Origin of the sequence: Micromonospora sp. NPDC048947 (assembly GCF_040649495.1) — a bacterium.
GTDB classification, from domain to species: Bacteria; Actinomycetota; Actinomycetes; order Mycobacteriales; family Micromonosporaceae; genus Micromonospora; species Micromonospora alfalfae.
Genome location: NZ_JBEZFO010000041.1, coordinates 1 through 23394 on the forward strand (window position 1 = coordinate 1; position 23394 = coordinate 23394).

Sequence of the window (23394 nt, forward strand, 5' to 3'; positions counted from 1 at the left end):
CAGGTGTCGGCCTACCCGGACGCCTACGCCCAGTGGGAGCAGCAGGCCACCGACCTCGTCGGCCAGCACTGGAACAGCTGACCCGCACCACCGCAAGCACCACACGGTAAGACCGCAAGACACCGACCGCTGGCCGGCACCCGTAACCTCGGGTGCCGGCCAGCGGCCTTTCTGTTGTCGCCGGACGCTGCCCGCCGGTTAGCGGTCCCGGTGCCAGCGCCCTCCGGGGATGTGGATCGAGTCATCCAACCCGCATCTGCCCGAGATCTTGGACAGTTTCCGTTCCGTGCGAACGGAAACTGTCCAAGATCTCCGTGGACGGGACGAGGAATCACCGGTCAGTCAGTTGAACCGCCGCCCTAGAGGCGCAGGTCGAGGGCCGCGGACACCGGCCGATGGCGCGGGGCGCGGGCACAGGCCGGGGAACGCCGCTCAGTGGAGGCTGCAGGGCCACCGACCTCGTCACCCAGCACTGGAACGTCTGACCCGCACCGCTCGCAGTACACGCACACCAGCACTACAGCACGGCAAGACCACAGCACGGCACGGCGCACGGCAGGACGCACCGCACGGCAGGACGCACCGCACGGCAAGGCCACCGCACGGCGTACCCCGGTCAGCTCTTGTGGTTGTGGGTGCGCCAGATATCGATCAGCGCGGCGACCAACGCGAGCACGATGATGCCGGTGGCGAGCATGAGGGACTGTTCGAAGGCGTTGGTCCAGTCGCCGTGGCTGTCGGCCAGCGTGGAGAAGAACAGCGAGCCGACGGCGGCGATGCCGGCGGCGGCGCCGATCCGCTGGCCGGTCTGGAGCATGCCGGCGCCGCTGCCCGCCTGATCGACAGGCACCTCGGAGAGGGTGATCGTCTGGTTGGGGGCGATCACCAGTCCGCTGCCGATGCCGGCGACGAGCAGGGGGCCGGCGGTGACCCAGGGCGCTGGGGCGTCCGGGAAGAGGCGTAGTGCGATAACGGTGGCTGCCAGTCCGACCACGACGGTGAGCAGTCCGATGGCCACGAGTGGTCGGCCGAAGCGGTTGACGATGCGTCCACCGAGTACGGCGGCGGCTGCCGAGCCCAGGGCGAAGGGGGTGATGGCCAGGCCGGCGACGAGGGCGCTGTAGCCGACCCCCATCTGCAGGAACAGGGTGAAGATGAAGAAGATCGCGGTGAAGCCGCCGAAGTAGACGAGCGCGAGGATCGACCCCAGCGTGTACGACTGGAAGCTGAACAGCCGGAGGTCGAACAGGGGTTGGTGGTGGCGTGCGTACCGTCGTTCCCAGAGCCCGAAGGCGACCAGCACGGCCAGGCCGGCCGGGATGAGCGCCCACTTCCAGGGGGTCCGCCACTGCTGTTCCTGCACCAGTGGCAGCAGGACCAGGACCACACCGACGCCGAGCAGCAGGACGCCGAATGGGTCGAGTCGACGCCAGCCGGGTTGTCCGGTGGGGCGGCCGGGTAGCAGCCGCCAGCCGAGGATCACCGCGAGGACGCCGACCGGCACGTTGACGAAGAAGACCCAGCGCCAGCCGTGTTCGTCGCCGCCGACGGCGATGAGCAGTCCGCCGAGCAGCGGTCCGACGGCGGTGGAGATGCCGATGGTGGCGCCGAGCAGCCCGAACGGGCGGGCGCGTTCGGGCCCGCGGAACAGTTGCTGGATCAGCCCGATGACCTGCGGGTTGACGACGCCGGCGGCGGCGCCTTGGAGTAGTCGGGCGATGACCAGCCAGGTCGGGGAGGTGGCGAGGCCGGCGAGCGCGCTGGTGATGGTGAACAGCGCGATGCCGAAGACGAACGCGTTGCGTCGACCGCGGGCGTCGCCGAAGCGGCCGGCGGGGACCAGCGCCAGGCCGAAGGTGAGCGCGTACCCGGAGAGGATCCACTGCAGGTCGCTCGGTGACGCGTGCAGCGCCCGGTCGATGGAGGGTACGGCCACGTTGACGATGCTCACGTCGAGCAGCGTCATGAAGGCGGCGACGAGTCCGACGCCGACTGCCTGCCAGCGTCGTCGGTTCTCGGCCGCTGTCACCGGCTGCGGCGTCTGCGCCGCGCTCATCGCGCCCCCCGTCGACCCTCGGTCATGCATGATTGACCGCTACCCGGGTCTTCGGGGGGCGAACCGTGCCGGTTGGTTTCGCGGGTCACGCCATCTGGCGGGCGCAGAACCGGGGACCGAAGTCGAGGCCTGCCATCGGTGAGTCCTCGCGGTGCAGCAGGCCCTTCTCGGTGAGCAGGTGCAGGGGGCTGCCCACCTGTTCCTCGGTGAGCCCGGATTCCTCGGCGATCAGGTCCGGGTAGGGCACCTGCCCGCGTGCCTCAAGGGTGGTGACCGCCTGGTACACCCGTTGCTCGGCCTCCGACAGTTGCACCTGCTGCATGGTTCCTCCTTGTGCTCGTCCGCCACTGCGGTGGCGGTTGCCGTGCGCCGGTTACCCCCTCGGTGCCCGAAGATGCACACCCGATCGGGCGGTCACGGCGGCGGGCGGGTCCGGCGGTCGGGCCGGGGAGGTGCCCTAGGCTGCTTCCGTGATCGTTTGGGATCTCGTCGTCGTCGGCGCTGGCCCCGCGGGGCTGTCCGCGGCGCACGCCGCTGCCCGTGCTGGCGTCTCCACACTTGTCGTCGAGCGAGCCGTGCACCCGCGGTACAAGACCTGCGGTGGTGGCCTGATCGGCACCTCGCTGGCGGCCGTCCAGGATCGGATCGAGGTGCCCGCGCACGACCGGGTGGATCGGGTGACGTTCACCCGCGACGGCCGTCGGGAGTTCACCCGCCGCAACGGCAGTCCGGTGGTGACGATGGTGCGCCGCGAGGAGTTCGACGACCGGCTGCGCGCGGCGGCGGTGGCCGCGGGCGCGCAGCTGCGGGAGCGGGTCGCGGTCCGCGCGATCGAGCAGGACCCCGAGGGGGTACGCCTGCGGCTGGCCGACGGTACGACGATCGCGGCTCGTGCGGTGATCGGGGCGGACGGCTCGTCCGGGGTGACCGGCCGGCACGTCGGGGTCCGGTACCGGCAGGTGGATCTGGGTCTGGAGTTGGAGATTCCGGTGCCGCCCGTCGAGCAGGAGCGGTGGCGGGGCCGGCTGTTGTTGGACTGGGGTGCGATGCCGGGTTCGTACGCCTGGGTCTTTCCCAAGGGTGACCGGCTGACCGTCGGTGTGATCGCCGGGCGGGGGGCGGGGGAGGGGACCCGCGACTACCTGCGGCGGTTCGTCGACCGGTTGGGTCTGGCCGGGTTGCCGGCGGAGCACGACTCCGGTCACCTGACTCGTTGTCGGGCGGAGGATTCACCGTTGCGCAACGGCCGGGTGCTGGTCGTGGGGGATGCGGCGGGGTTGCTGGAGCCGTGGAGCCGGGAGGGCATCAGCTTCGCGTTGCGCTCCGGCGAGTTGGCCGGGGCTGCGGTCGCTGGCGGTGACCTGGCCGGGTATGAGCGGGCGGTGGCTGAGCGTCTGCTGCCGGAGATGCGGGCGGGGTTCCGGCTGCTCGACGTGTTCACCCGTCGCCCGGACGTGTTCCACGCCCTGTTGGCGACTCCGCCGGGCTGGCGGATGTTCGTGCAGTTCTGCCAGGGGCGGGCGAGCTTCGACGAGATGTTGCGCCGCCGCCCGATCCGGGCGGCCCTCGCGGTGCTCGACCGGGTGTCTCATCCATCGCGCCAGGCCACCACCGCTCACCCAGGATCCTAGGACGCCTTACAGGGTGTGCGCCCGGCTACTGGTGCCGACCGCCGTGAACGGCAGACAATCACAGCGGAGCACGAGGAGGCGCTGATGACCGAGCAGCCGTTCACCGACGACGAGTACGCGTTTCTGCGTCACACGCGGTTCGGGGAGTTACCGCCCGCCGTCCGACCCGACGAGCGGGTGGCCCTGACCGAGACCGATCCCGGGCGCGACCGGCCGGAGGAGTCCGACGACCCGATCCGCTGGAACGTGCAGGGCTGAGAACGCGCGACGGGCCGCGGGTGTCGCCACCCACGGCCCGTTCGTGATGCGCTGCCGTCAGAAGACGGGCACGCCCTCGCGTACCAGACGCCAGTTGGGCTGGAAGAAGTCGGCCGGGTCGATCGTCCCCCTGGTTTGCGCCCAGTCGATGAGCAGCTGACGGATCTCCTGCTGCGCGTTGTAGACCTGGGTCTTCACGATGCCGGGGAAGTTGCCGCCGCCGCTGCGTCGGTAGTTGTTCACCGCCACCACGAACTGGGCGTTGTCCGCCACCGGGGTGTCGGTGCCGGCCAGCACCAGGCGGGTGATCCGCTGCCCGACCGGCTTGGAGATGTCGATGTCGTAGTCCAGGCCGGAGAAGACGTCGTAGTTGTAGTCCGGCACCGCCGGGTCGCTGATCTGCTCCGGGTCGACCGGGGCGCCCGGCGCGAACGTACGGAAGTACTTCGCCGAGTACTCCAGGTACGCGCGCACCTCGGCCCCGCTGAGGACTACCGCCTCGAGGGTGTTGTCGTACACGTACAGGCCGGCCACGTCGCGGATCTTCACATCGCCGGCCGGGAAGACGGCGGTCCGGCTGAACGGCGCCGCTATCGACAGCACCGGCAGGTCCGCGTGCGCCGTGCCGGCCAGCGCCGCGCCGACCACCTCGGTCTGCACGTGGTTGATGAAGTCCAGGATCGGCGTGTCCTTGTACCGTGACTCCGCCGCCGACAACTCCACGGTGGACTGCGCGACCACCTGGTTGACGTACGCGATGGTCTTCTGGTGCTGGGCCCGCACGGCCGCGAGCACCTTCGGGTCCTCGACCACAGTGTTGGTGTTCAGCATGGTGGCGGCCTTCTTGGTGATCGTCCACCGGCCACGCTCACGGGCGAGGGTGAAGTCCATCCGGGTGAGCCGCTGGCCCCACTTCGACGGCTCGGAGAGCAGCACCTGCGTGCCGGTGCGCTCGTTGGTGACGAACCGCTCGACCACCTCGTTGTGCGCGTGACCGAAGAGGATCGCGTCGATCCCGGGCACCTGCTGGGCGATCAGCGCCACCGGGTTCTCGTTCGGCAGCTCCGGGCCGTAGCTGGAGGTGCCGCTGTCCCCGCCGTGCGCCGAGATCAGCACGAGGTCCGCACCGCGGGCCCGCATGATCGGCACCCACTTCGCGGCGGTCGCGATCATGTCGTCGAAGCGCAGCTTGCCCTCGACGTTGCCCTTGTCCCAGATGGCCACACCGGGGTTGGTCAACCCCAGGATGCCGACCCGCAGGGTCGGCGCGGCGAAACCGAGAGAGACCTTCTTGATGACGTACGGCAGGAAGGCCGGCTTACCGGTTTTCGCGTTCACGGCGTTGGCGGCCAGCGCCGGGAAGCCGAGCTGACGGATCCACAGGTCCAGCAACGGCAGACCGTAGTTGAACTCGTGGTTGCCCAGGGTCACCGCGTCGTAGTCGATGACGTTCATGGCCCGTGCCATCGGGTGCTTCTCCCCGGTGGCGGTGATCGGCTCCTGCTTGGCGTAGTACGTCGCGAGGGGCGTGCCCTGGATCGTGTCGCCGGCGTCGAGCACCAGCGTCGCCTTGCCGCGCCGTTCCCGACGGATCTGGTTGATCAGAGTCGCCAACTTCGCGACGCCGATGTCGTTCTGCTTGCTGTCGTCGTACTCGGCGTCGCGGTAGTAGTCCCAGTTGTAGACGTTGCCGTGCGTGTCCGACGTGCCCAGGAGGGTGAGGTCCCAGGTGCGCGGCCGGGCCGGGCCGGCCGCCTGCGCGGGCGCGGCGGCGATCAGCGGGGTCGTCGCCGCGGCCGCCGCGGCGACGAGCACCTGGCGGCGCGACGGGCCGGAGGAAGAGGTCATGACGTGCCTTTCCATGGGGGTGGACGCGCCTCGTGAGCGCCTTGCGCACCATAACCAGCACCCGGCACCACCGCCACGGCAGCCCCGATCGTTGCAGCGGTTTCCGCAGGCCGACGCGGGGTAGGGCGGTCAGGGACGGCATTCGTGGGAGAGCGCCGCTTCCCGCGCGCAGCAAGGAGAGTTCTCAGTGAGCGAGGATCAGCACACCCAGCAGGACCCGACCAGCCAGTACGGCCAGCAGTCCGGCCAACCCGCACAGCAGCAGTCAGCGCCCGGCTCGACCGGGGAGATGACCCCGAAGCCGGACCACGGGGAGGAGTCGTACCGGGGCAGCGGCAAGCTCGACGGCAAGCGGGCGCTGATCACCGGCGGTGACTCGGGGATCGGCCGGGCGGTCGCGATCGCCTTCGCCCGGGAGGGCGCGGACGTGCTCATCTCCTACCTCGGTGAGGAGGAGGACGCCGACGCCCGGGAGACCATCCGGCTGGTCGAAGCCGCCGGCCGGCGGGGCGTCGCGGTACGCGGTGACATCACCGACGAGGCGCACTGCCAGGACCTGGTCGACCGGGCGGTACGCGACCTGGGCGGCCTCGACATCCTGGTCAACAACGCGGCGTACCAGATGTCGCAGGACAAGGGGATCCTCGGCATCAGCACCGATCAGCTCGACCGGGTGTTCAAGACCAACCTGTACGCGATGTTCTGGCTCTGCAAGGCCGCCATTCCGCACCTGGCCGAGGGGTCGGCGATCATCAACACGTCGTCGATCCAGGCGTTCGACCCGTCGCCGCAGTTGCTGGACTACGCCACCACCAAGGCGGGGATCGCCAACTTCACCAAGGCCCTCGCCGCCGACCTGGCCGAGCAGGGTATCCGGGTCAACGCCGTCGCGCCAGGGCCGGTGTGGACGCCGCTGATCCCGGCCACCATGCCGGAGGAGAAGGTGAAGCAGTTCGGCACCGACACCCCGGAGGGGCGTCCCGGGCAGCCGGCGGAGCTGGCGCCCGCGTACGTCTTCTTCGCCTCGCAGGAGTCCAGCTACGTGACGGGCGAGATCCTGGGGGTCACGGGCGGTCGACCGACCAAGTGACCCGCCGTCGGGTGGTCGTCGTTTCGGGGCGCCCACCCGGCGGTCCGCCGTGCTCGTGCGGCTTGTCGCTGTGGCCTGTTCGCGCGGTCCTTGTTCGCGCGGTCGTTCTTGGTCTGGCTTGTTCGCGTGGCCCGGCGGTCAGCGTGGCCAGGCGGCGAAGCGTTGCCGGATCTCGACGACGTCGGCGGCGCCCAGGCCGTACCGGCCGAAACGCTGGTCGGAGAGCCGGTCCAGGTAGCGGCCGGCGGCGCGCACGTCGTCCGGGTCCAGCGCGGGGTCGACCTGCCGTGCCAGGACCAACAGCTCGGTCACGTCGTAGTGGTCGAGGGCCGCTGCCACGTCGATGAAGTCGCGAACCTCCCGCCGGTTGACCAACGCCGCGATCTTGTTCGCCACCAGGTCACGAACGTCCATCACCGGGCCGAGGTCCATCACCACCGGACTCTGCTGGCGGTCCAACCGGGCGAGGCTGAGCCGGATCTGCCGTCCGTCGCGGCTCACCACGAAGTCCTTCATGTCCTGCTCGTACCCGTCGAACAACTCGGCCAGCTCACTGTCCGGGTCGGCGTCACTGACGATGAACCCGGCCCGCTCCAGGGCCACCCGCACCCCGGCGGACGCCGCCGCCGCAGCGCCCTCCACGTCCGCGAAGAGGTCGACGTCCTCCGTCGGTCGGGCGACCAGCCCGTGCGCCGCCCACGCCACCCCACCACCCAGAACGAACCGGTACGGCCCGGCAGCGGCAAGCGCCACCCGGGCCACCTCCCGGTAGAACTCGTGCAGATGAGGTTCGATCACGCCGCGCGCAGGCCGCGGTGCCGGCTCTCCCACGCCTGGCGTACGCCCCGAGGCAGGTTGAGCAGTCGCCACACCCGACGCAGCGTCCGCCCGTTGATCAGGGCGCGCAGATCCTCGGCCCGAGTGGTCTCGCGAAGCACATTCTCGTACATCCAGAGCAACTGGTCGGGGTCGCCGAGGTCGAACGTGCGCTCGGCGTTCCACATCAGCCGTACCGGCAGCTCCACGACACCTCGGGTAGGGCCGGCCAGCTCCGCGAGCGTCCGCGCCACCACAGCGGGGCGACCCGGGCGAGCCAGAAAGGCCACGCCGGTGACGGTGGGGGAGGCGGCCTGCATGGTGTCAGGGTAACGCCCACCAGACCCGGTGTCGCTCAGGTCGATCCCAGCACGCTCCTCCAGGCGCGCCGGCCCGACCCTCATCGCCTCCAATTTTGTCCGGTTTGCGCGCAGTGGTGCGCTCGGCCGGTTCGTGATCGACTCCGTTTCCTTGAAGTCGGGCTGTCCGGCCGTCCGGGATGCCCCGTCTTCCGTGAACCCGAGTGGATCACGCGGGTGAGGGTCGATTCGACGCCTTGGACGCGGCGCTGGATGGGTGGTTTGTCCGTTGGTTGGGGTTTGTGGGGTGTGGTCGGGCGCACTCGTGGGCCGGAATTGTGGCGGGGTCGGGGTCGTTACATACCCTGACGATCGCAGTACCACCGACCCGCCCCCGACCCTGAGGGCTGGTCGCGCAGGCTGGAATGCCAGCCTCCACCCGGTCGTTGCAGTCCCCACGAACGACCGACCGGGCACCGCCACGGCGAGGGTGCCGGCAGGTGGGCCATTCGAGAATGGTCCCGGCCCCCCGGGTCGTTGCAGTCCCCACGAACGACATCTGGCACCGCCTCGATGAGGGTGCCGACGGTGGGCCAACCCGGAATGACCCCGGCCCCCCGGGTCGTTACACAGGGTCCCGGCGCCACGAGCCCCCCGCTCGCAGGTCGCCGACCCGACGCCCTGATGGGCGTCACCCCCCAGACTTTCCCCCTTGGTACGTGCAGCGCCGGACGAGGTGCTCACACCCTGCCGCCGTCCCCCTTGTGGTGGTTGGGTGTTCTACCCCCGAAGGAGCTACCCCTCATGAACACGATCTTCCGTAAGAGCATGCTGTCTGTTGCTGGTCTCGCGTTCGCCGGTGGTGTGTTCGCCGGCCCGATCGCCGCCCACGCTGCCACCCCGGCCGTGGATGCCAAGCCCGCCGCCGTGGCCGTGCAGTCGGCGGCGCCGAAGCCGCAGGGCGACCAGTCGCACATCACCCTCAACGATGAGCAGACCGCGAACGTGAAGGCGATCATCGCCGCCACGAAGAAGGCCGGCCTGCCGGAGCGGGCAGCGGTGATCTCGATCGCGACGAGCTTGCAGGAGTCGAAGCTGGAGAACCTGGGCCACCTCGGCGATATGAACGACCACGATTCGCTGGGCCTGTTCCAGCAGCGCCCGTCCAGTGGTTGGGGCACCCCGGAGCAGATCACCGACCCTGAGTACTCGACGACGGCGTTCCTCAAGGGTTTGAAGCAGGTCGACGGGTGGCAGGACATGCCCCTGACCGACGCCGCGCAGACCGTGCAGGTGTCGGCGTACCCGGACGCCTACGCCCAGTGGGAGCAGCAGGCCACCGACCTCGTTGGCCAGCACTGGAACAGCTGACCCGCACAACAGCACCACCGCAAGAGACCGACCGCTGGCCGGCACCCGCAACCCCGGGTGCCGGCCAGCGGCATTTCCGTTTCCGTGCGGGAGGCGCATGCTCGCTGGTTGCGCCGCTGGGAGCGGGTGCCGTGGCGTCGCCTGGCCGCTGGGAGCGGGTGCCGTGGCGTCGGGTGCCGGCTAGGGGCGGATGCCCGGGAGCGGATGCCGCGATGCCGGCGGGTGCCCGTCGGAACCGGATGGCGGATCGTCGGAAGCGGATGGCGCGGTCCGGGTTGGTGGCTGCCAGCAGATCTTGGACCGTTTCCGTTCGCGTCGAACGGAAACTGTCCAAGATCTCGTGGGTCGTGGCCGCAGCGCGGCGCGAGGGCGAGTGTTCGTGGTCGTGAGGCGAGCGGGAGTGCAGCGATGGGACCCGGCGGCGGAACGGTCCGGCGGAGCGGCGGTGTGTTGAGGCCGCCGACCGCCGCTGGTGGTGCGGCGGGGCGTTGATGCCACCGCCCGCTGACGCCAGCCGGCGGTGCGCCGACCGATGCCAGCCAGCCACCTACTCACCGAGCGAGGCCAGCCGGCGGTGCGCCGACCGCAGCCACCTACTCACCGGGTGAGGCCAGCCACCCACTCACTGGGCGACCGACGCCAGCCACCCACTCGCCGGGCGAGGCCAGCCGGCGGTGCGGCGGGAGTGGAGAGGCTGTGGCCAATCGGCGCGGGCCTCGCGGCACCACGGCACCACGGCACCACGGCGGTGCGGTGTTGCGGCCGGGCGGCGGGGGCAGCCGGGCGGCGGGGGCAGCCGGGCGGCGGTGCGGCACGACGGCGGGGCGGTGATCGGATGGGTGGGCAAGGCGGGGTGCGGGAACATTGGCGGGGGCGGGCTGGTTGTGGAGGGTGTCGGTGTGACTCAGTGTCCCCGGGCCTCACCTAATATCGCCTTCGCGGAATACCGTTCGGCTGGAGCCGCGTCGTGCCACTCGCCGAGAGGCGACCTGCACACCGACACCAGCGCCGCCCCCGGCCCACCAGCCGGGGGCGGCGCTGTCTGTGCTCATCCGTCGGAGCGTCGCGGCACAATGTCCGGATGACTGACGCGCAGCCGTGGTCCGAGCAGTCGGGTGTACTCGTACTCCCCAGTGGGGCGACGGTGCGCGGACGCCGCGTCGCTGCCGCGTCCTCGCCCGCCGACTTCGCCGTGCTGTTGGCACCTGGTCCGGACCCGGCCTGGCCGCACCGGCGGATCCGGTGGCCCGATTTCTGGGTGCCGCTCGACCGCGCCGACGCCCTCGACGCCCTGCGGGAGGCGCTGCGGCGCGCGCACGACGGGGAACGCGTCGAGGTGGCCTGTCGGGGTGGGGTGGGTCGTACCGGAACGGCCCTGGCCGCCCTGACGATCCTCGACGGCCTGCCGGTCGAGCGGGCGGTGCCGTGGGTGCGGGCCGGCTACCACCCGAAAGCAGTGGAAACCCCCTGGCAGCGGCGCTGGCTGCGCCGCGTCACCTGACACCGCCGCCGAATCGCCGCCGCCGAATCGCTGCCCGCTCAACCGCCGCCGCTCAACCGCCGCCGCTCAACCGCCGCCGCTCAACCGCCGCCGCTCAACCGCCGCGGCCGAAGCGCCGCCGCGCAACCCGCCGCGACCGAACCGCCGCCGCTCAGCCGCCGCCGCTCGACCCGCTGCACCCGGAGCGCCGCGACCGGAGCGCCGCCGTGCCAGCCACCCGTGACACCGCGTCAGCCGACCGCCGCCGCTGGCACCGCCGGCCCGCACCCGCTCGTGCCGGCACCCGTCGCCGCCGTGCTCCGGCCGGTAGTGGGGCGGCGGGGTCAGCTCTGGCCGACCACGGCCGGGTCGTTGACGTACTCGCGGAGGTGCTTGGCGGTGAGGGTGTCGCCGGTGGCGATCAGCTCGGCCGGTGTGCCGGTGAAGACGATCCGGCCACCGTCGTGGCCGGCGCCGGGGCCGAGGTCGATGAGCCAGTCGGCGTGTGCCATGACCGCCTGGTGGTGCTCGATGACGATCACGGTGTTTCCGGCGTCGACCGTGCGGTCGAGCAGGGCCAACAGTTGGTCCACGTCGGCCAGGTGCAGGCCTGTGGTCGGTTCGTCGAGGACGTACGTGGTGGTCTTCTCGGCCAGGTGGATGGCGAGCTTGAGTCGTTGCCGCTCCCCGCCGGACAGGGTGGTCAGTGGCTGGCCGAGGCTGAGGTAGCCCAGCCCGACGTCGACCAACCGGCCGAGGATGAGGTGCGCCGCCCCGCTGGGGAAGAACGCGTACGCCTCGGTGACCGACATGGTCAGCACCTCGTGAATGTTCTTGCCGCGCAGCGTGTACGTGAGCACTTCGTCGGTGAAGCGCCGCCCCTCGCATCGTTCGCAGACGCTCGCGACGCCAGCCATCATCGCCAGGTCGGTGTAGATGAGCCCGATTCCTTTGCAGGTCGGGCAGGCGCCTTCGGAGTTGGCGCTGAACAGCGCGGCCTTGACCCCGTTGGCCTTGGCGAAGGCGGTGCGGATCGGGTCGAGCAGCCCACTGTAGGTGGCCGGGTTGCTGCGTCGTGAGCCACGGATCGGGGACTGGTCGACGATGACGACCCCGGACCGGCCGCGCAGCGACCCGTGGATCAGTGAACTTTTGCCGGAGCCGGCCACGCCGGTGACCACGGTGAGGACCCCGAGCGGGATGTCCACGTCCACGTCGTGCAGGTTGTGCAGGTCGGCTTGGCGGATGGCGAGCTGCCCGGTGGGTTGGCGTACCGCCTCGCGCACTGTCGCCCGGTGGTCCAGGTGCCGCCCGGTGAGCGTGTCGGAGCGGCGCAGGCCGGGGATGTCGCCGGTGAAGCAGATCCGGCCTCCGTCGGTGCCGGCGCCCGGTCCGAGGTCGACCACGTGGTCGGCGATGGCGATGGTCTCCGGTTTGTGTTCCACGACCAGGACTGTGTTGCCCTTGTCGCGCAGCCGCAGCAGCAGGTCGTTCATCCGGGCGATGTCGTGCGGGTGCAGGCCGACTGTGGGTTCGTCGAAGACGTAGGTGACGTCGGAGAGGCTGGAGCCGAGGTGCCGGACCATTTTCACCCGTTGCGCCTCGCCGCCGGAGAGGGTCGCGGACTCGCGGTCCAGGCTGAGGTAGCCCAGACCGATCTCGACCAGGGAGTCCAGCAGGTCGCGGAGGTTGGCGACGAGTGGCGCTGCCCCCGGGTCGTCGATGGTGCTGACGAACGCGGCCAGGTCGCTGATCTGCATGGCCGAGCAGTCGGCGATGTTGAGTCCGGCGATCCGTGCGGAGCGGGCCGGCGCGTTGAGTCGGGTGCCGCCGCAGTCGCCGCAGCTGGTGAAGGTGACCGCCCGGTCGACGAAGGCGCGGATGTGCTGTTGCATCGACTCGCGGTCCTTGCTCAGGAGGAGCCGCTTGACCTTGACCGCCAGCCCTTCGTATGTCCAGTTGTTGCCGCCAACCTTGATCTTGGTGGCTGGCTTGTGCAGGAAGTCCTCCCACTGTTGGGGGGTGAAGTCCTGGAGTTTGACGTCCGGGTCGAACAGGCCGGAACCGACGATGGTCTGCCAGTACCAGGAGTCGACAGCGAAGTTGGGCACTGTGATCGCGCCGTCGTTGAGGGAGCGCTCGACGTCGACCAGTTCGTTGATGTCGAGGTCGGAGACCCGGCCCAGCCCTTCGCAGGTGGGGCACATGCCCTCGGGCAGGTTGAAGCTGAACGCCCCGGCGCCGCCGATGGACGGCTGGCCGAGCCGGCTGTAGAGGATCCGCAGCATGGCGTACGCGTCGGTGGCGGTGCCGACCGTGGAGCGGGAGTTGACCCCCATCCGCTCCTGGTCGACGACGATGGCGGCGCTGAGGTTGCGCAGCGAGTCGACGTCCGGCCGGCTGAGGTTCGGCATGAACGACTGGAGGAACGCGCTGTAGGTCTCGTTGATCATGCGCTGGGACTCGGCGGCGATGGTGCCGAAGACCAGCGACGACTTGCCCGACCCGGAGACACCTGTGAAGACGGTCAACCGGCGTTTGGGGATGTCGACCGAGACGTCGGCGAGATTGTTCTCCCGTGCCCCGCGTACCTCGATCATGTCGTGGCTGTCGGCGGCGGACCATGCTGGCTGCGACATACGGACCCTTCACAGAATCGTGGCGGGACTTTGCCCGCCGAGCACTGGCGGGTTCCATTGTCTCATTCATCCCCATGTAGAGCCTTTCGCCGAGAGTCAAGCGCAGGCTGCGGCACTAGGTCGGGGAAAGTCTCAAATCACGTCGTAAGCGGTACGGTGGCTCGCGTGGACGTCGCCTCGAAAGATCGGCTGCGCGCCGTGGACCTGGCGGCCACTGTCGGGATCTCGGTGCAGCAGGTGCGCAACTACGTCGAGTTGGGCGTGCTGCCGCCGGTGCGCCGCACTGCCAGCGGCTACCGGATCTTCACCACCGAGCACGCCCGGGCGCTGACAGTGGCGCGGCGGTTGGCCGAGGGGCACGGCTGGAGCCGTACCCGGGAGGTCATGGCTGCGGTGCACACGGGTGACCTGCCGGCGGCGCTGGCGGCGCTCGACGGCGGCCATGCCGAGCTGGACCGGGAACGCGCCGAGATTCGCCGGGTGCTCGGCGCCTTCGAGACCGTGCTGGCCAGCCCACCAGTGGCCCGACCCGCGCCACGCCACGGCGTGCGCATCGGCGAGGTCGCCGCCCTGGTCGGGGTCCGGACCTCGCAGCTGCGGCTGTGGGAGGAGCGCGAGCTGCTGCGGCCGGGCCGCGCCCAGGGCACCAACTACCGGGTGTACGACGAGGCGGAGCTACTCGCGGCGCAGGTCATCGCGTTGCTGCGCCGGGGCGCGTACCCGTTCGAGATCATCGCCGCGGTGCTGGGCGAGCTGCGGACCACCGGCAGCGCCCAGCGGGTCCGCGCCGAGCTGGGCCGCCGCGAGCAGGAGCTGCACACCCGCAGCCTGCGCCGGTTGCGGGGCACCGCCGCGCTGCACGACTACCTGCGCGCTCGCGGCGACGCGAGTTGACCGGCATCCCGTCCCGCCGGGCGATCTTCCTGACTAGGGTCGGGCACATGAGAGCTGCGCTGCTGGCGGCCACGACGTCCGCCGTCCTGCTCGCTCCGGTGCCGGTCGGTGCGACGGGAGCGTTCGCCGCGCCGACGGTGCGCTGCCCCCGGGTCCCGGCCCCGGCGACGTCGCGCCCACCCCGGCCGTCGCCCCCGCCCGCCGTCCCGGAGCAACGGATGATCGGCGGCGCGGCGCTGGACACTGCCGGCCTGGTCGTGCCGGCCGGCGTCGCCGCGCCACCCGGGGTCACCGCCACGTCGTGGCTGGTCGCCGACCTGGACAGCGGCCAGGTGCTCGGCGGCTGCGGCCCCCACGAGTACGGCACACCGGCGAGCGTGCAGAAGCTCCTGCTGGCGGCCACGATGCTGCCCAAGCTCGACCCGAAGCAGACGGTCACCGTCACCGACGATGACATGAACATCGAACCCGGCTCCTCGGCCGTGGGCCTGGTCGCGGGCGGCCGGTACACCATCGAGACCATCTGGCTGGGGTTGCTGCTCAACTCCGGCAACGAGGCCGCCAACGCCCTCGCGCGACTCGGCAGCGGGACGGACAGCGCCGCCGGTGTGCGCGCCATGAACGAGCAGGCGCACCACCTCGGCGCGCTCCAGACGCACGCTGTCACCCCGTCCGGGCTGGACGGCAAGGGGCAGTTCACCAGCGCGTACGACCTGGCGCTGATCGCCCGGGCCTGCTTCGCCCAGCCGACCTTCCGCCGGTACGCGCTGACCGAGCAGACGTCGATTCCGCCCCAGCCGGCGCAACGCACCAAGGGCTTCGAGATCCAGAACGAGAACCAGCTCATCTACCGGTACCCGGGGGCTCTCGGCGGCAAGACCGGCTTCACCGACCTGGCCCGGCACACCTACGTGGGGGCGGCGGAACGCGGCGGGCGGCGACTCGTGGTGACGCTGCTGGGCGCCGAATCGGCGCCGGCGCGCGGCTGGGAGCAGGGCGCTGCCCTCCTGGACTGGGGCTTCACGCTGCCGCGGGACGCCGCCGTGGGTCGACTGGTCGAGCCCGGCGAGCTGACCGCCACCCCGTCGGCGGTGCCGTCCGCGCTGGCGGCACCCGGCGCGCCCCGACCGGCGGCGGCCAGCGGTCCCGCGCGTACCGGCTCGGAGTGGCTCTGGTCGGTGACCGCGGTGAGCGGCGCGACGGTGGTGGCGTTGTGGGGCGGCCTGCTGTGGCGGCGTCGCCGCCGGATGCCCTGACGGATCGACATCGGGCGCTGCCCTCCATAGACTCCGGTCTTTCTGGCACCACCAGTCCAGGAGGATCCCTGTGTCGAGTGAACTCGAACCGCGCCCCGCAGTGGCGGCACTCCGCCGGCCGGTGCGCGCCCTGACCCGCCTCGCGGGGGTGACGGTGCTCGCCGGGGCGCTGGTCGTCGGCTCGTCCGCCACCGCGCTCGCCGCCCCGGGCCCGTCGGCCGACAGCGTGCGCGTCTCCGCCGCGCCGAGCGCCGCTGCCGACGCCGCCACCCGACCGCCGCGCACCACCCACGGCCCGTGCGCCTACACCGAGACCCCTGACGAACCCGCGGCCCGGCCGGTTCCGCTACCGCCCGACCCGCGACGCACCCCGGCCCGGGGCAGCGTCCGGGTGACACTGGCGACCAACCACGGGCCCATCGGGTTGACACTGGATCGAGCCGCGGCGCCGTGCACGGTGCAGAGCTTCCTGCACCTGGTGAGCAAGCGGTTCTACGACCGCACCCCGTGCCACCGGCTCACCGCGTACCCGACGCTGAGCGTGCTGCAGTGCGGTGACCCGTCCGGCACCGGTGAGGGCGGCCCTGGCTACCGGTACCGCGACGAGTTGCCGACCAACCTGCCGCCCGCGCCCACCGACCCGACCGGGGAACGCCGGGTGTACGCCCGTGGCGTCCTCGCGATGGCCAACGCCGGGCCGGACACCAACGGCAGCCAGTTCTTCCTGGTCTACGCCAACTCCGCGCTGCGCCCCAACTACACGATCTTCGGTGAGGTCGACAGTGCCGGCCTGGCCACGCTGGACCGGATCGCCGCCGGGGGAGTGGCGCCGACCGCCGAGGACCCGGCGCCTGTCGACGGGGCGCCCGCCCTGCCGGTGACAATCCGCAAGGCCGTCCGCTGGCACCATCACCACTGACCGTGCGGCGCGGTGGGTGACGGTCGGTCGCTCACCGCGCCGGCCGCGGGCGACCTCCGGTCGGGCACGGCCCTGCCGGAATTTTCGGGAACGGACCGGAACCGGTCCAACCGGTTTCCGACGCAGTTCCGGCCGTCACGCCGAGGCGGGCGACCCGGTCAGCGGGGCGGCGGTGCTGTCCCGGACGACCATCTCGGTCGCGAGTTCCACCCGGGGCGAGTCGATGCCCTCGCCCTGGGCCAGGCGCAGCACGGTCCGGGCCGCCAACCGTCCCATCTCGACCAACGGTTGGCGCACTGTGGTCAGCGGCGGTGAGGCCCAGCGGGCTTCCGGCAGGTCGTCGAACCCGACCACGCTCACGTCGTCCGGCACCCGCAGCCCGCGACGCCGGATGGCCTCGTAGACGCCGAAGGCCATCTGGTCGCTGGAGGCGAAGATGCCGGTCGGCGGGTCGGCGAGGTCGAGCAGCGCGGTCCCGCCGGCGAATCCGGAGGCGTGGTAGAAGTCGCCCGGGTAGATCAGCGCGTCGTCCACCGGCACCCCGGCGGCCTCCAGGCCGGCCCGGTAACCGTCGAGCCGGGCCCTGCTGCACAGCAGGTGCGTCGGCCCGGCCACGAAACCGATACGCCGGTGCCCGATCGCGAGGAGGTGTTCGGTCGCGGCGAGCCCGCCGGCCCAGTTGGTGGCACCGATGGTCGGCACGTCCATGGCCGGCACGCCGGCCGGGTCCACGACCACCACCGGCACGTTGAGGCGACGTAACTGCGCGTGCAGCGGCGGGCTCAGGTGCGAGGTCACGAAGATGACGCCGTCGGTGGCCCGGGTGCGCAGGTTCTGCAACCACTGCCGGGCCGCCGTGGGCTGCCGGTGGATCGCGGAGACCACAGTGCCGACGCCCGCGCCGTGCCCGACATCCTCCACGCCCCGGATGATCTCCACGGCCCAGGGGCTGTCCAGGTCGTTGAAGACCAGGTCGACGAGACCGGCACGGCGAACGCTGCGGCTGGTACGACGCCGGTAGCCGTGGTGGCGCAACAACTCCTCGACCCGCTCGCGGGTGTCCGGGGCCACATCGGAGCGACCGTTGAGCACCCGTGACACGGTCGGCACCGACACCCCGGCCTCCCGTGCGATCGCGGTGATGGTCACCCTGCGTCCGTCGTCCGCGCCCACCCGCGTCTCCTTCACCGAGCCGGAGGAACGACCACCAGGCGTCGCCCACCGTGTGTCCCGAAACGGCGTGCCCGTTCCACGCGTCATCTTGCCTCACCGATGGGGGTTGACGACATGCCAGGCCGATCGAAGCTTCGCTTGAGTTGCGGAAAAGTTCCGGAGTTTTTCCGGTTACTTTCGGTTGGTGGAGTACGTGGATCCTGGGATGGTGACAGTTGTCGGGCTGATAGACAGGACTCGTGCGCTACCGCCTGGCCGTCGTGCTCGCGCTCGCCGCGATGCTCGGCGGCTGCTCGCGGCCGGAGCCCCGCCCCGCGCCGGCCACACCACAGCCGACGCCGACGAGCCCCACACCCGCGCCGGTCCCGTCCAGCCCCGTGGCAGCCCCGCTGCCGGGGTTCGTGGTGCTGACCGACCTCGACCCGCGCATCCACGCCGACATCCGGTACGCCACACCGCACAACTTCGTCGGCCGGCCGATCACCGGCTACCGCGAGCCGTTGTGCCTGCTCACCCGGCAGGCGGCCGAGGCGTTGCGCCGCGTACAGGACGCCGCGCTGGCCGGTGGGCACAGCCTCAAGGTGTACGACTGCTACCGCCCGCAACCGGCGGTGGACGACTTCGTCGCCTGGTCGAAGCGCCCCGACGAGCAGCAGACGAAGGCCGAGTTCTACCCCGACCTGGCCAAGAACCGGCTCTTCGCCGACGGGTACATCGGCGCTCCCACAGCGCACAGCCGCGGCAGCACCCTGGACCTGACACTGGTCGGCGAGCCCGCCGCCAGCCAACCCCCGTACCGGGTCGGGCAACCGCTGGTCGCCTGCACCGCGCCGCGCGCCCAGCGGTTCGCGGACAACAGCATCGACATGGGTACGGGCTTCGACTGTTTCGACCCCCGAGCGCACACGGCCGACCCCCGCATCGCCGGGACGGCGCGGGACAACCGTCGCTTGCTGCAGCGGCTGATGACCGACGCCGGGTTCGTCAACTACGACCGCGAGTGGTGGCACTACAGCCTGCGCGACGAGCCGTACCCGGACACGTTCTTCGCCGCCCCGGTCGACCGCTCCTCGGTCGGCTGACGGTCAGGTCCAGTAGAGGATCCGGCAGGCCGGGACGCGGGCGGTCAGTTCGGTGGTGAACCAGTCGCGCAGCTCGGTCATCTGCTCGCGGGGGTAGACGTACTTCACCGCGCCGAACTTGCCGTGCTTGCGGGTGCGGGACTCCTCGTCCATCTCCAGCCGGGTGCGCGGGTACCAGCCGAGCAGCACCTCCTTGCTGCCCGGCGTGAACCGGTGGGTGATCAGCTCGGCGGTCAGGTCCACATCCGGCACCCCGTCGACCGCCGCGCGGACCTGGTCGAGCAGGTCGCCGTAGTGCTCCCGCCAGTCCGGCAGCGCGATGATCGGCGCGATGGTCAGCCCGACCGGGTAGCCGTCGAGGGCGAGCCGGCGCAGCGCGGCCAGCCGGTCCGGCACCCGGGCGGTGCCGCCCTCGAACCGTTCGCTGACCGGGGCGCAGTTGACGCTGAAGCGGACCCGGGTCCGGCCGGCGTGCGGCAGGCCGACGAACGTGTCCACGTCGGCGTACTTGGTGGTCCAGCGCAACTGCACGGGGGCGTCCCAGTCGGCGAAGTGCTGCACCGCGCGCCGCCAACTGCCGGTCAGGTGCTCCAGGGCGAGCGGGTCGGTGTAGCAGGACGCCTCGAAGGTGGTGCCCTCGTCGGCGCGCCGCGCGTTGCGGCTGGTCACCGTGCCGCGCCCGGCGTACGCGGCCAACCCGGCGAGGATGTCGTCGAGGTCCGCGTACACCCGGGTCACCGGTGGGCCGGACAGGGATCCCGCGAGGTAGCAGTACTGACAGTGCGCCGGGCAGCCCTCGGCCAGGTCGACCCGCCAGTCCGCGCTGGGCGCGATGGGTTGCAGGACACGCCGCGAGGGTGGGCTCACCACGATCGCCATTGTCGACTTGGCCCGCGCGTAGGTCTCCCGGTCGGTCTGCCCGCGTACCCCGGTGAGCCGGTTGGCGCGCAGGTGTTCCACCTCGATGCCGAGTGCCCGCACCCGTTCGACGATCCGTTGGCCGTGCGGGTGGTCGAGCGCGGCGGGGGTGGCCACCACCCGGCTCGGGGTCCAGCGGCGCGCCGACCGGGTCGGCGGCGCGAGGCCGGCCAGGTCGCGGATCGGCACATGTTCGCCGCTGGCGTCGTGCGGCGCGGCGGGCACGTCCACGGCGAGCGGCTTGTCGACGTCGACGGCGTCCGGGCTGGTCATCCGGCGGGGGTACCCGTTGCCGTAGGAATCCCACCCGTTCAGGCGATCGGCGATTGACGCGATCAGGTCAGAGGAATAACCTTTCGTCTATCTGTAAACCTTGTGAACAGATGTACCTCGACGCGGCGGCGCGCGTCCCCACCGAAGGGACGATCAGGTGATCGCAGAACTCTCCTCCCGTACCAGAAGGATCCTGTCGTTGTTCGTCGCCCTGGTCGTCGCCTTGACCGCCGGTGTCGCTGTCAGCGCCTCGCGCAGTGCGCAGGCCGCGCCGACGTTCAAGGTCCTGGCCTTCTACAACGGCACCTGGGACGCCGCGCACATCGACTTCGTCAAGGACGCCCGGGCCTGGTTCCCGCAGGCCGCCTCCCAGTACGGCTTCTCCTGGGAGGCCACAAACAACTGGAGCCTGCTGAACACCGCCAACCTGGCCCAGTACAAGGTCGTCATGTTCCTTGACGACGCGCCGCCCACCGGGCAACGCGCCGCGTTCCAGCAGTACATGCAGAACGGCGGAGCGTGGTTGGGCTTCCACGTCAGCGCGTGGACCGACAACCCGTCGAGCTGGAGCTGGTACTACAACACCTTCCTCGGCACCGGCGCGTTCCAGACGAACACCTGGGGACCCACCCGGGTCACGATGCGCGCCGACAACCGCACCCACGCCGCCACCCGGAACCTCCCGGCGACGTTCCCGTCGTCGATCAGCGAGTGGTACTCCTGGAGCAACGACCTGCGGCAGAACCCCAACATCGACATCCTCGCGTCGGTCGACCCGTCCAGCTTCCCGGTCGGCACGGATCCCAACCAGTCCTGGTACGGCGGCTACTACCCGCTCGTCTGGAGCAACCGGCAGTACAAGATGCTCTACGCCAACTTCGGCCACAACGCGATGAACTACAGCACCAACACCGGGCTGTCGTCGACGTTCGACAGCGCCCAACAGAACCAGCTGCTGATCGACGGGCTGCACTGGCTCGCCGGCGTCGGCACCGTCCCACCGACCACGCCCCCGCCGTCCGACGGCATCTCGCCGACCGCCTGGCACACGGCTGTCAACCGGGCCAGTGGCAAGTGCGTGGACGCCCGCGCCGCCGCCAGCGCGAACGGCACCGCCATCCAGCAGTACGCGTGCAACAGCAGCACCGCCCAGCAGTACCAGTTCGTGCCGACCAGCGGCGGGTACCTACGGGTCAACAACCGCAACAACAGCGCCCAGGTGCTCGACGTGAAGGACCGGTCGACGGCCGACTCGGCGCCGATCCAGCTCTGGTCCTACAGCGGCGGCAACAACCAGCAGTGGCGGGCCGAGCCCGAGGGCGGCGGCTACTACCGCCTGGTCAACCGCTCCAGCGGCAAGTGTCTCGACGTGCCGGGCGCGTCCACGGCGGACAGCGTCCAGCTCATCCAGTACACCTGCAACGGCACCGCGGCGCAGTCGTTCCGGCTGGTGCCGCAGTCATAGCTCCACTGCCACGTCCGCGCCGGGGTGAACAGCGACTCGCCCCGGCGCGGGGGCGGCGGCGCGAGCGAACCGGTCGGCGACGTCCCGGACGACGGTGAGCAGCTCCGGCGGGTCGAGCACGTCGAAGTCGACAGCCAGGGTGCCGAGGAAGGCGGCCAGATTGCCCAGCGACTCGCCGCCGGTGGGCAGCAGGCAGGCCCGCTCGTCGATCGCCTCCAGCAGACCCATGCCCGCGAGTGTGCCCTACGACAGCGTGATGCAGGCGGTCCGTCGACCGTCCGCGGGCATATCCATTGCGGACGCGTCGCAGCACTCCTACTGTCGTCGGTGCACACTCAACCGAGCAACCCGGAGGGAGTACGCCATGTCGCGACGCGTCCGCACCGACGCCCGCTGGCGCCTGCTCTCCGCCGGCACCCCTCTGCGGTTGACCGACGATACCCGTGCCTACTGCCCATCGCGGCGCAACGAGCCGGGGTGGCGCGACTGAGCCGACGCTGACGCGTCCGCCGGCCGCCCATCCCACCGGGATCGGGCGGCCCTTTCGTATCCGCGCACCGCCGCTGGCCGCCAAATATGATCATTAACGGTCGCCGCACGACAGAAGGAGACCACCATGGGATTCACCCCCCTCGCCGGTACCCGGGCACCGGTCCGGGTCTGGACCGACCCGTACGCCATCGAGCCGCAGGCCGCCAAGCAGCTGCGCAACATCGGCGCGCTGCAGTGGGTGCAGGGTGTCGCCGTCATGCCCGACGTGCACTTCGGCAAGGGCGCCACCGTCGGCTCGGTGATCGCGATGCGGCAGGCCGTCTCGCCGGCCGCGGTCGGCGTCGACATCGGCTGCGGGATGTCGGCGGTCCGTACCTCGCTGACCGCCGCCGACCTGCCGGACGACCTGGCCGGGCTGCGCTCCGCGATCGAGGCCACCATCCCGGTCGGCTTCGCCCAGCGCAAGGACCCGGTCGACACGCGTCGGATCCGGGGCCTGGAGCAGGCCGGCTGGGACGACTTCTGGGGCCGGTTCGCCGGACTGGACCGGCGGGTGGCGCAGCTGGAGACGCGGGCGCAGCGGCAGATCGGCACCCTCGGCGGGGGCAACCACTTCATCGAGGTCTGCCTGGAGCAGGGCGGCGCCGACGAGGGGCGGGTCTGGCTGATGCTGCACTCCGGGTCCCGCAACATCGGCAAGGAGCTGGCCGAGCGGCACATCGGGGTGGCCCGGGGGCTGCCGCACAACGCGGACCTTCCGGACCGCGACCTGGCCGTGTTCCTCGCCGGGACGCCGGAGATGGACGCGTACCGGCGGGATCTGTGGTGGGCGCAGGAGTACGCGCGGCGCAACCGGGCGGTCATGCTGGCCCTGCTCTGCGGCGTGGTGCGTGAGCACTTCCCGCAGGTCTCCTACGACGAGCCGATCAGCTGCCACCACAACTACGTCTCCGAGGAGAGCTACGACGGGGTGGACGTGCTGGTCACCCGCAAGGGCGCCATCCGGGCCGGCCGGGGTGACCTGGGCATCATCCCCGGGTCGATGGGCACCGGGTCGTACATCGTGCGGGGGCGGGGAAACCCGGACGCGTACTGCTCGGCGTCGCACGGGGCGGGGCGTCGGATGTCCCGGGCGCAGGCCAAGCGGACGTTCAGCACCGACGACCTGGCCGCCCAGACCGCCGGGGTGGAGTGCCGCAAGGACGCCGGGGTGGTCGACGAGATCCCCGGCGCGTACAAGGACATCACCGAGGTGATGGCCCAGCAGGAGGACCTGGTCGAGGTGGTCGCGCACCTCAAGCAGGTGGTTTGCGTGAAGGGCTGACCTGCCGTGGGGGGGGGGGGGGCCCCCCCCCCCCCCCCCCGGGGAGACCGACGCCGAGACACCCCGAACGGACGAGAGGCTCGCCACCCCCCCCACCCGCACCCCCACCA

General features: G+C 71.1%; 21 protein-coding genes. 12 read left to right on the plus strand and 9 right to left on the minus strand.

Going from position 1 to position 23394, the window contains the following annotated elements:
- Positions 1 to 616: 616 nt before the first annotated feature.
- On the minus strand, positions 617 to 2056 hold the full coding sequence (locus tag AB0B98_RS32440) for an MFS transporter (protein ID WP_357367614.1): 1440 nt from the start codon (positions 2054 to 2056) through the stop codon (positions 617 to 619).
- A gap of 85 nt (positions 2057 to 2141) precedes the next feature.
- The gene (locus AB0B98_RS32445) at positions 2142 to 2378 is read right to left on the minus strand and encodes a hypothetical protein (RefSeq protein ID WP_030491902.1); all 237 of its coding nucleotides are present in this window, start codon (positions 2376 to 2378) and stop codon (positions 2142 to 2144) included.
- Positions 2379 to 2526: 148 nt separating this feature from the next.
- Between AB0B98_RS32445 and AB0B98_RS32450 the strand changes: the two genes are divergently transcribed.
- Together AB0B98_RS32450 and AB0B98_RS32455 are read left to right on the plus strand one after the other, a co-directional pair.
- The gene (locus tag AB0B98_RS32450) at positions 2527 to 3687 is read left to right on the plus strand and encodes a geranylgeranyl reductase family protein (protein WP_357367616.1); all 1161 of its coding nucleotides are present in this window, start codon (positions 2527 to 2529) and stop codon (positions 3685 to 3687) included.
- Between the two features lie 84 nt (positions 3688 to 3771).
- On the plus strand, positions 3772 to 3945 hold the full coding sequence (locus AB0B98_RS32455) for a hypothetical protein (RefSeq protein ID WP_238672196.1): 174 nt from the start codon (positions 3772 to 3774) through the stop codon (positions 3943 to 3945).
- A 57-nt stretch (positions 3946 to 4002) separates the two neighbouring features.
- On the opposite strand, the gene AB0B98_RS32460 is transcribed toward AB0B98_RS32455, so the two are convergent.
- Positions 4003 to 5793 carry a 5'-nucleotidase C-terminal domain-containing protein gene (locus AB0B98_RS32460; protein ID WP_357367618.1) on the minus strand — a complete coding sequence of 597 codons (1791 nt, stop codon included), beginning with the start codon at positions 5791 to 5793 and terminating at the stop codon, positions 4003 to 4005.
- 187 nt (positions 5794 to 5980) lie between these two features.
- On the opposite strand from AB0B98_RS32460, the gene AB0B98_RS32465 reads away from it, so the two are divergent.
- Positions 5981 to 6883, plus strand: coding sequence for an SDR family oxidoreductase (locus AB0B98_RS32465; RefSeq protein WP_357367620.1), 903 nt, complete (start codon positions 5981 to 5983; stop codon positions 6881 to 6883).
- Positions 6884 to 7021: 138 nt separating this feature from the next.
- On the opposite strand, the gene AB0B98_RS32470 is transcribed toward AB0B98_RS32465, so the two are convergent.
- The gene (locus AB0B98_RS32470; protein ID WP_357367622.1) at positions 7022 to 7681 is read right to left on the minus strand and encodes a nucleotidyl transferase AbiEii/AbiGii toxin family protein; all 660 of its coding nucleotides are present in this window, start codon (positions 7679 to 7681) and stop codon (positions 7022 to 7024) included.
- Positions 7678 to 8019, minus strand: a complete 342-nt coding sequence (locus AB0B98_RS32475) for a hypothetical protein (protein WP_357367624.1) — start codon at positions 8017 to 8019, stop codon at positions 7678 to 7680. The genes AB0B98_RS32470 and AB0B98_RS32475 overlap by 4 nt, the downstream gene beginning before the upstream one ends.
- Before the next feature lie 783 nt (positions 8020 to 8802).
- Between AB0B98_RS32475 and AB0B98_RS32480 the strand changes: the two genes are divergently transcribed.
- Positions 8803 to 9369 (plus strand): hypothetical protein, encoded by a 567-nt coding sequence (locus AB0B98_RS32480; RefSeq protein ID WP_357362645.1) that lies wholly within the window; start codon positions 8803 to 8805, stop codon positions 9367 to 9369.
- Between the two features lie 1081 nt (positions 9370 to 10450).
- Complete coding sequence (locus AB0B98_RS32485; protein ID WP_357367626.1) at positions 10451 to 10870, plus strand: protein-tyrosine phosphatase family protein; 420 nt, start codon at positions 10451 to 10453, stop codon at positions 10868 to 10870.
- A 323-nt stretch (positions 10871 to 11193) separates the two neighbouring features.
- Here the strand turns inward: AB0B98_RS32485 and AB0B98_RS32490 are convergent, their stop codons facing one another.
- Positions 11194 to 13488: an excinuclease ABC subunit UvrA gene (locus AB0B98_RS32490; protein ID WP_357367628.1), complete on the minus strand. Its 2295-nt coding sequence runs from the start codon at positions 13486 to 13488 to the stop codon at positions 11194 to 11196.
- Positions 13489 to 13653: 165 nt separating this feature from the next.
- Between AB0B98_RS32490 and AB0B98_RS32495 the strand changes: the two genes are divergently transcribed.
- The 3 genes from AB0B98_RS32495 (at position 13654) to AB0B98_RS32505 (ending at position 16557) form a co-directional block, all read left to right on the plus strand.
- The gene (locus AB0B98_RS32495; RefSeq protein ID WP_357367630.1) at positions 13654 to 14382 is read left to right on the plus strand and encodes a MerR family transcriptional regulator; all 729 of its coding nucleotides are present in this window, start codon (positions 13654 to 13656) and stop codon (positions 14380 to 14382) included.
- Positions 14383 to 14429: 47 nt separating this feature from the next.
- Positions 14430 to 15638, plus strand: coding sequence for a D-alanyl-D-alanine carboxypeptidase (locus AB0B98_RS32500; protein WP_357367632.1), 1209 nt, complete (start codon positions 14430 to 14432; stop codon positions 15636 to 15638).
- A 70-nt stretch (positions 15639 to 15708) separates the two neighbouring features.
- Entirely contained in the window at positions 15709 to 16557 is an 849-nt protein-coding gene (locus tag AB0B98_RS32505; protein ID WP_357367634.1) for a peptidylprolyl isomerase, read from the plus strand.
- Between the two features lie 135 nt (positions 16558 to 16692).
- Here the strand turns inward: AB0B98_RS32505 and AB0B98_RS32510 are convergent, their stop codons facing one another.
- The gene (locus AB0B98_RS32510) at positions 16693 to 17730 is read right to left on the minus strand and encodes a LacI family DNA-binding transcriptional regulator (RefSeq protein ID WP_238669558.1); all 1038 of its coding nucleotides are present in this window, start codon (positions 17728 to 17730) and stop codon (positions 16693 to 16695) included.
- A 278-nt stretch (positions 17731 to 18008) separates the two neighbouring features.
- On the opposite strand from AB0B98_RS32510, the gene AB0B98_RS32515 reads away from it, so the two are divergent.
- Positions 18009 to 18812 (plus strand): M15 family metallopeptidase, encoded by an 804-nt coding sequence (locus AB0B98_RS32515; RefSeq protein WP_357367644.1) that lies wholly within the window; start codon positions 18009 to 18011, stop codon positions 18810 to 18812.
- Between the two features lie 3 nt (positions 18813 to 18815).
- Here the strand turns inward: AB0B98_RS32515 and AB0B98_RS32520 are convergent, their stop codons facing one another.
- Complete coding sequence (locus AB0B98_RS32520) at positions 18816 to 20003, minus strand: spore photoproduct lyase family protein (RefSeq protein WP_238669561.1); 1188 nt, start codon at positions 20001 to 20003, stop codon at positions 18816 to 18818.
- Positions 20004 to 20160: 157 nt separating this feature from the next.
- On the opposite strand from AB0B98_RS32520, the gene AB0B98_RS32525 reads away from it, so the two are divergent.
- On the plus strand, positions 20161 to 21468 hold the full coding sequence (locus tag AB0B98_RS32525; RefSeq protein ID WP_357367637.1) for an RICIN domain-containing protein: 1308 nt from the start codon (positions 20161 to 20163) through the stop codon (positions 21466 to 21468).
- On the opposite strand, the gene AB0B98_RS32530 is transcribed toward AB0B98_RS32525, so the two are convergent.
- Positions 21463 to 21696, minus strand: a complete 234-nt coding sequence (locus AB0B98_RS32530) for a hypothetical protein (RefSeq protein WP_357367638.1) — start codon at positions 21694 to 21696, stop codon at positions 21463 to 21465. The genes AB0B98_RS32525 and AB0B98_RS32530 overlap by 6 nt on opposite strands.
- 136 nt (positions 21697 to 21832) lie before the next feature.
- Between AB0B98_RS32530 and AB0B98_RS32535 the strand changes: the two genes are divergently transcribed.
- Together AB0B98_RS32535 and AB0B98_RS32540 are read left to right on the plus strand one after the other, a co-directional pair.
- Positions 21833 to 21958, plus strand: coding sequence for a hypothetical protein (locus tag AB0B98_RS32535; protein WP_357367640.1), 126 nt, complete (start codon positions 21833 to 21835; stop codon positions 21956 to 21958).
- 126 nt (positions 21959 to 22084) lie between these two features.
- Entirely contained in the window at positions 22085 to 23284 is a 1200-nt protein-coding gene (locus AB0B98_RS32540; RefSeq protein WP_357367642.1) for an RtcB family protein, read from the plus strand.
- The last annotated feature ends 110 nt before the right edge of the window (positions 23285 to 23394 follow it).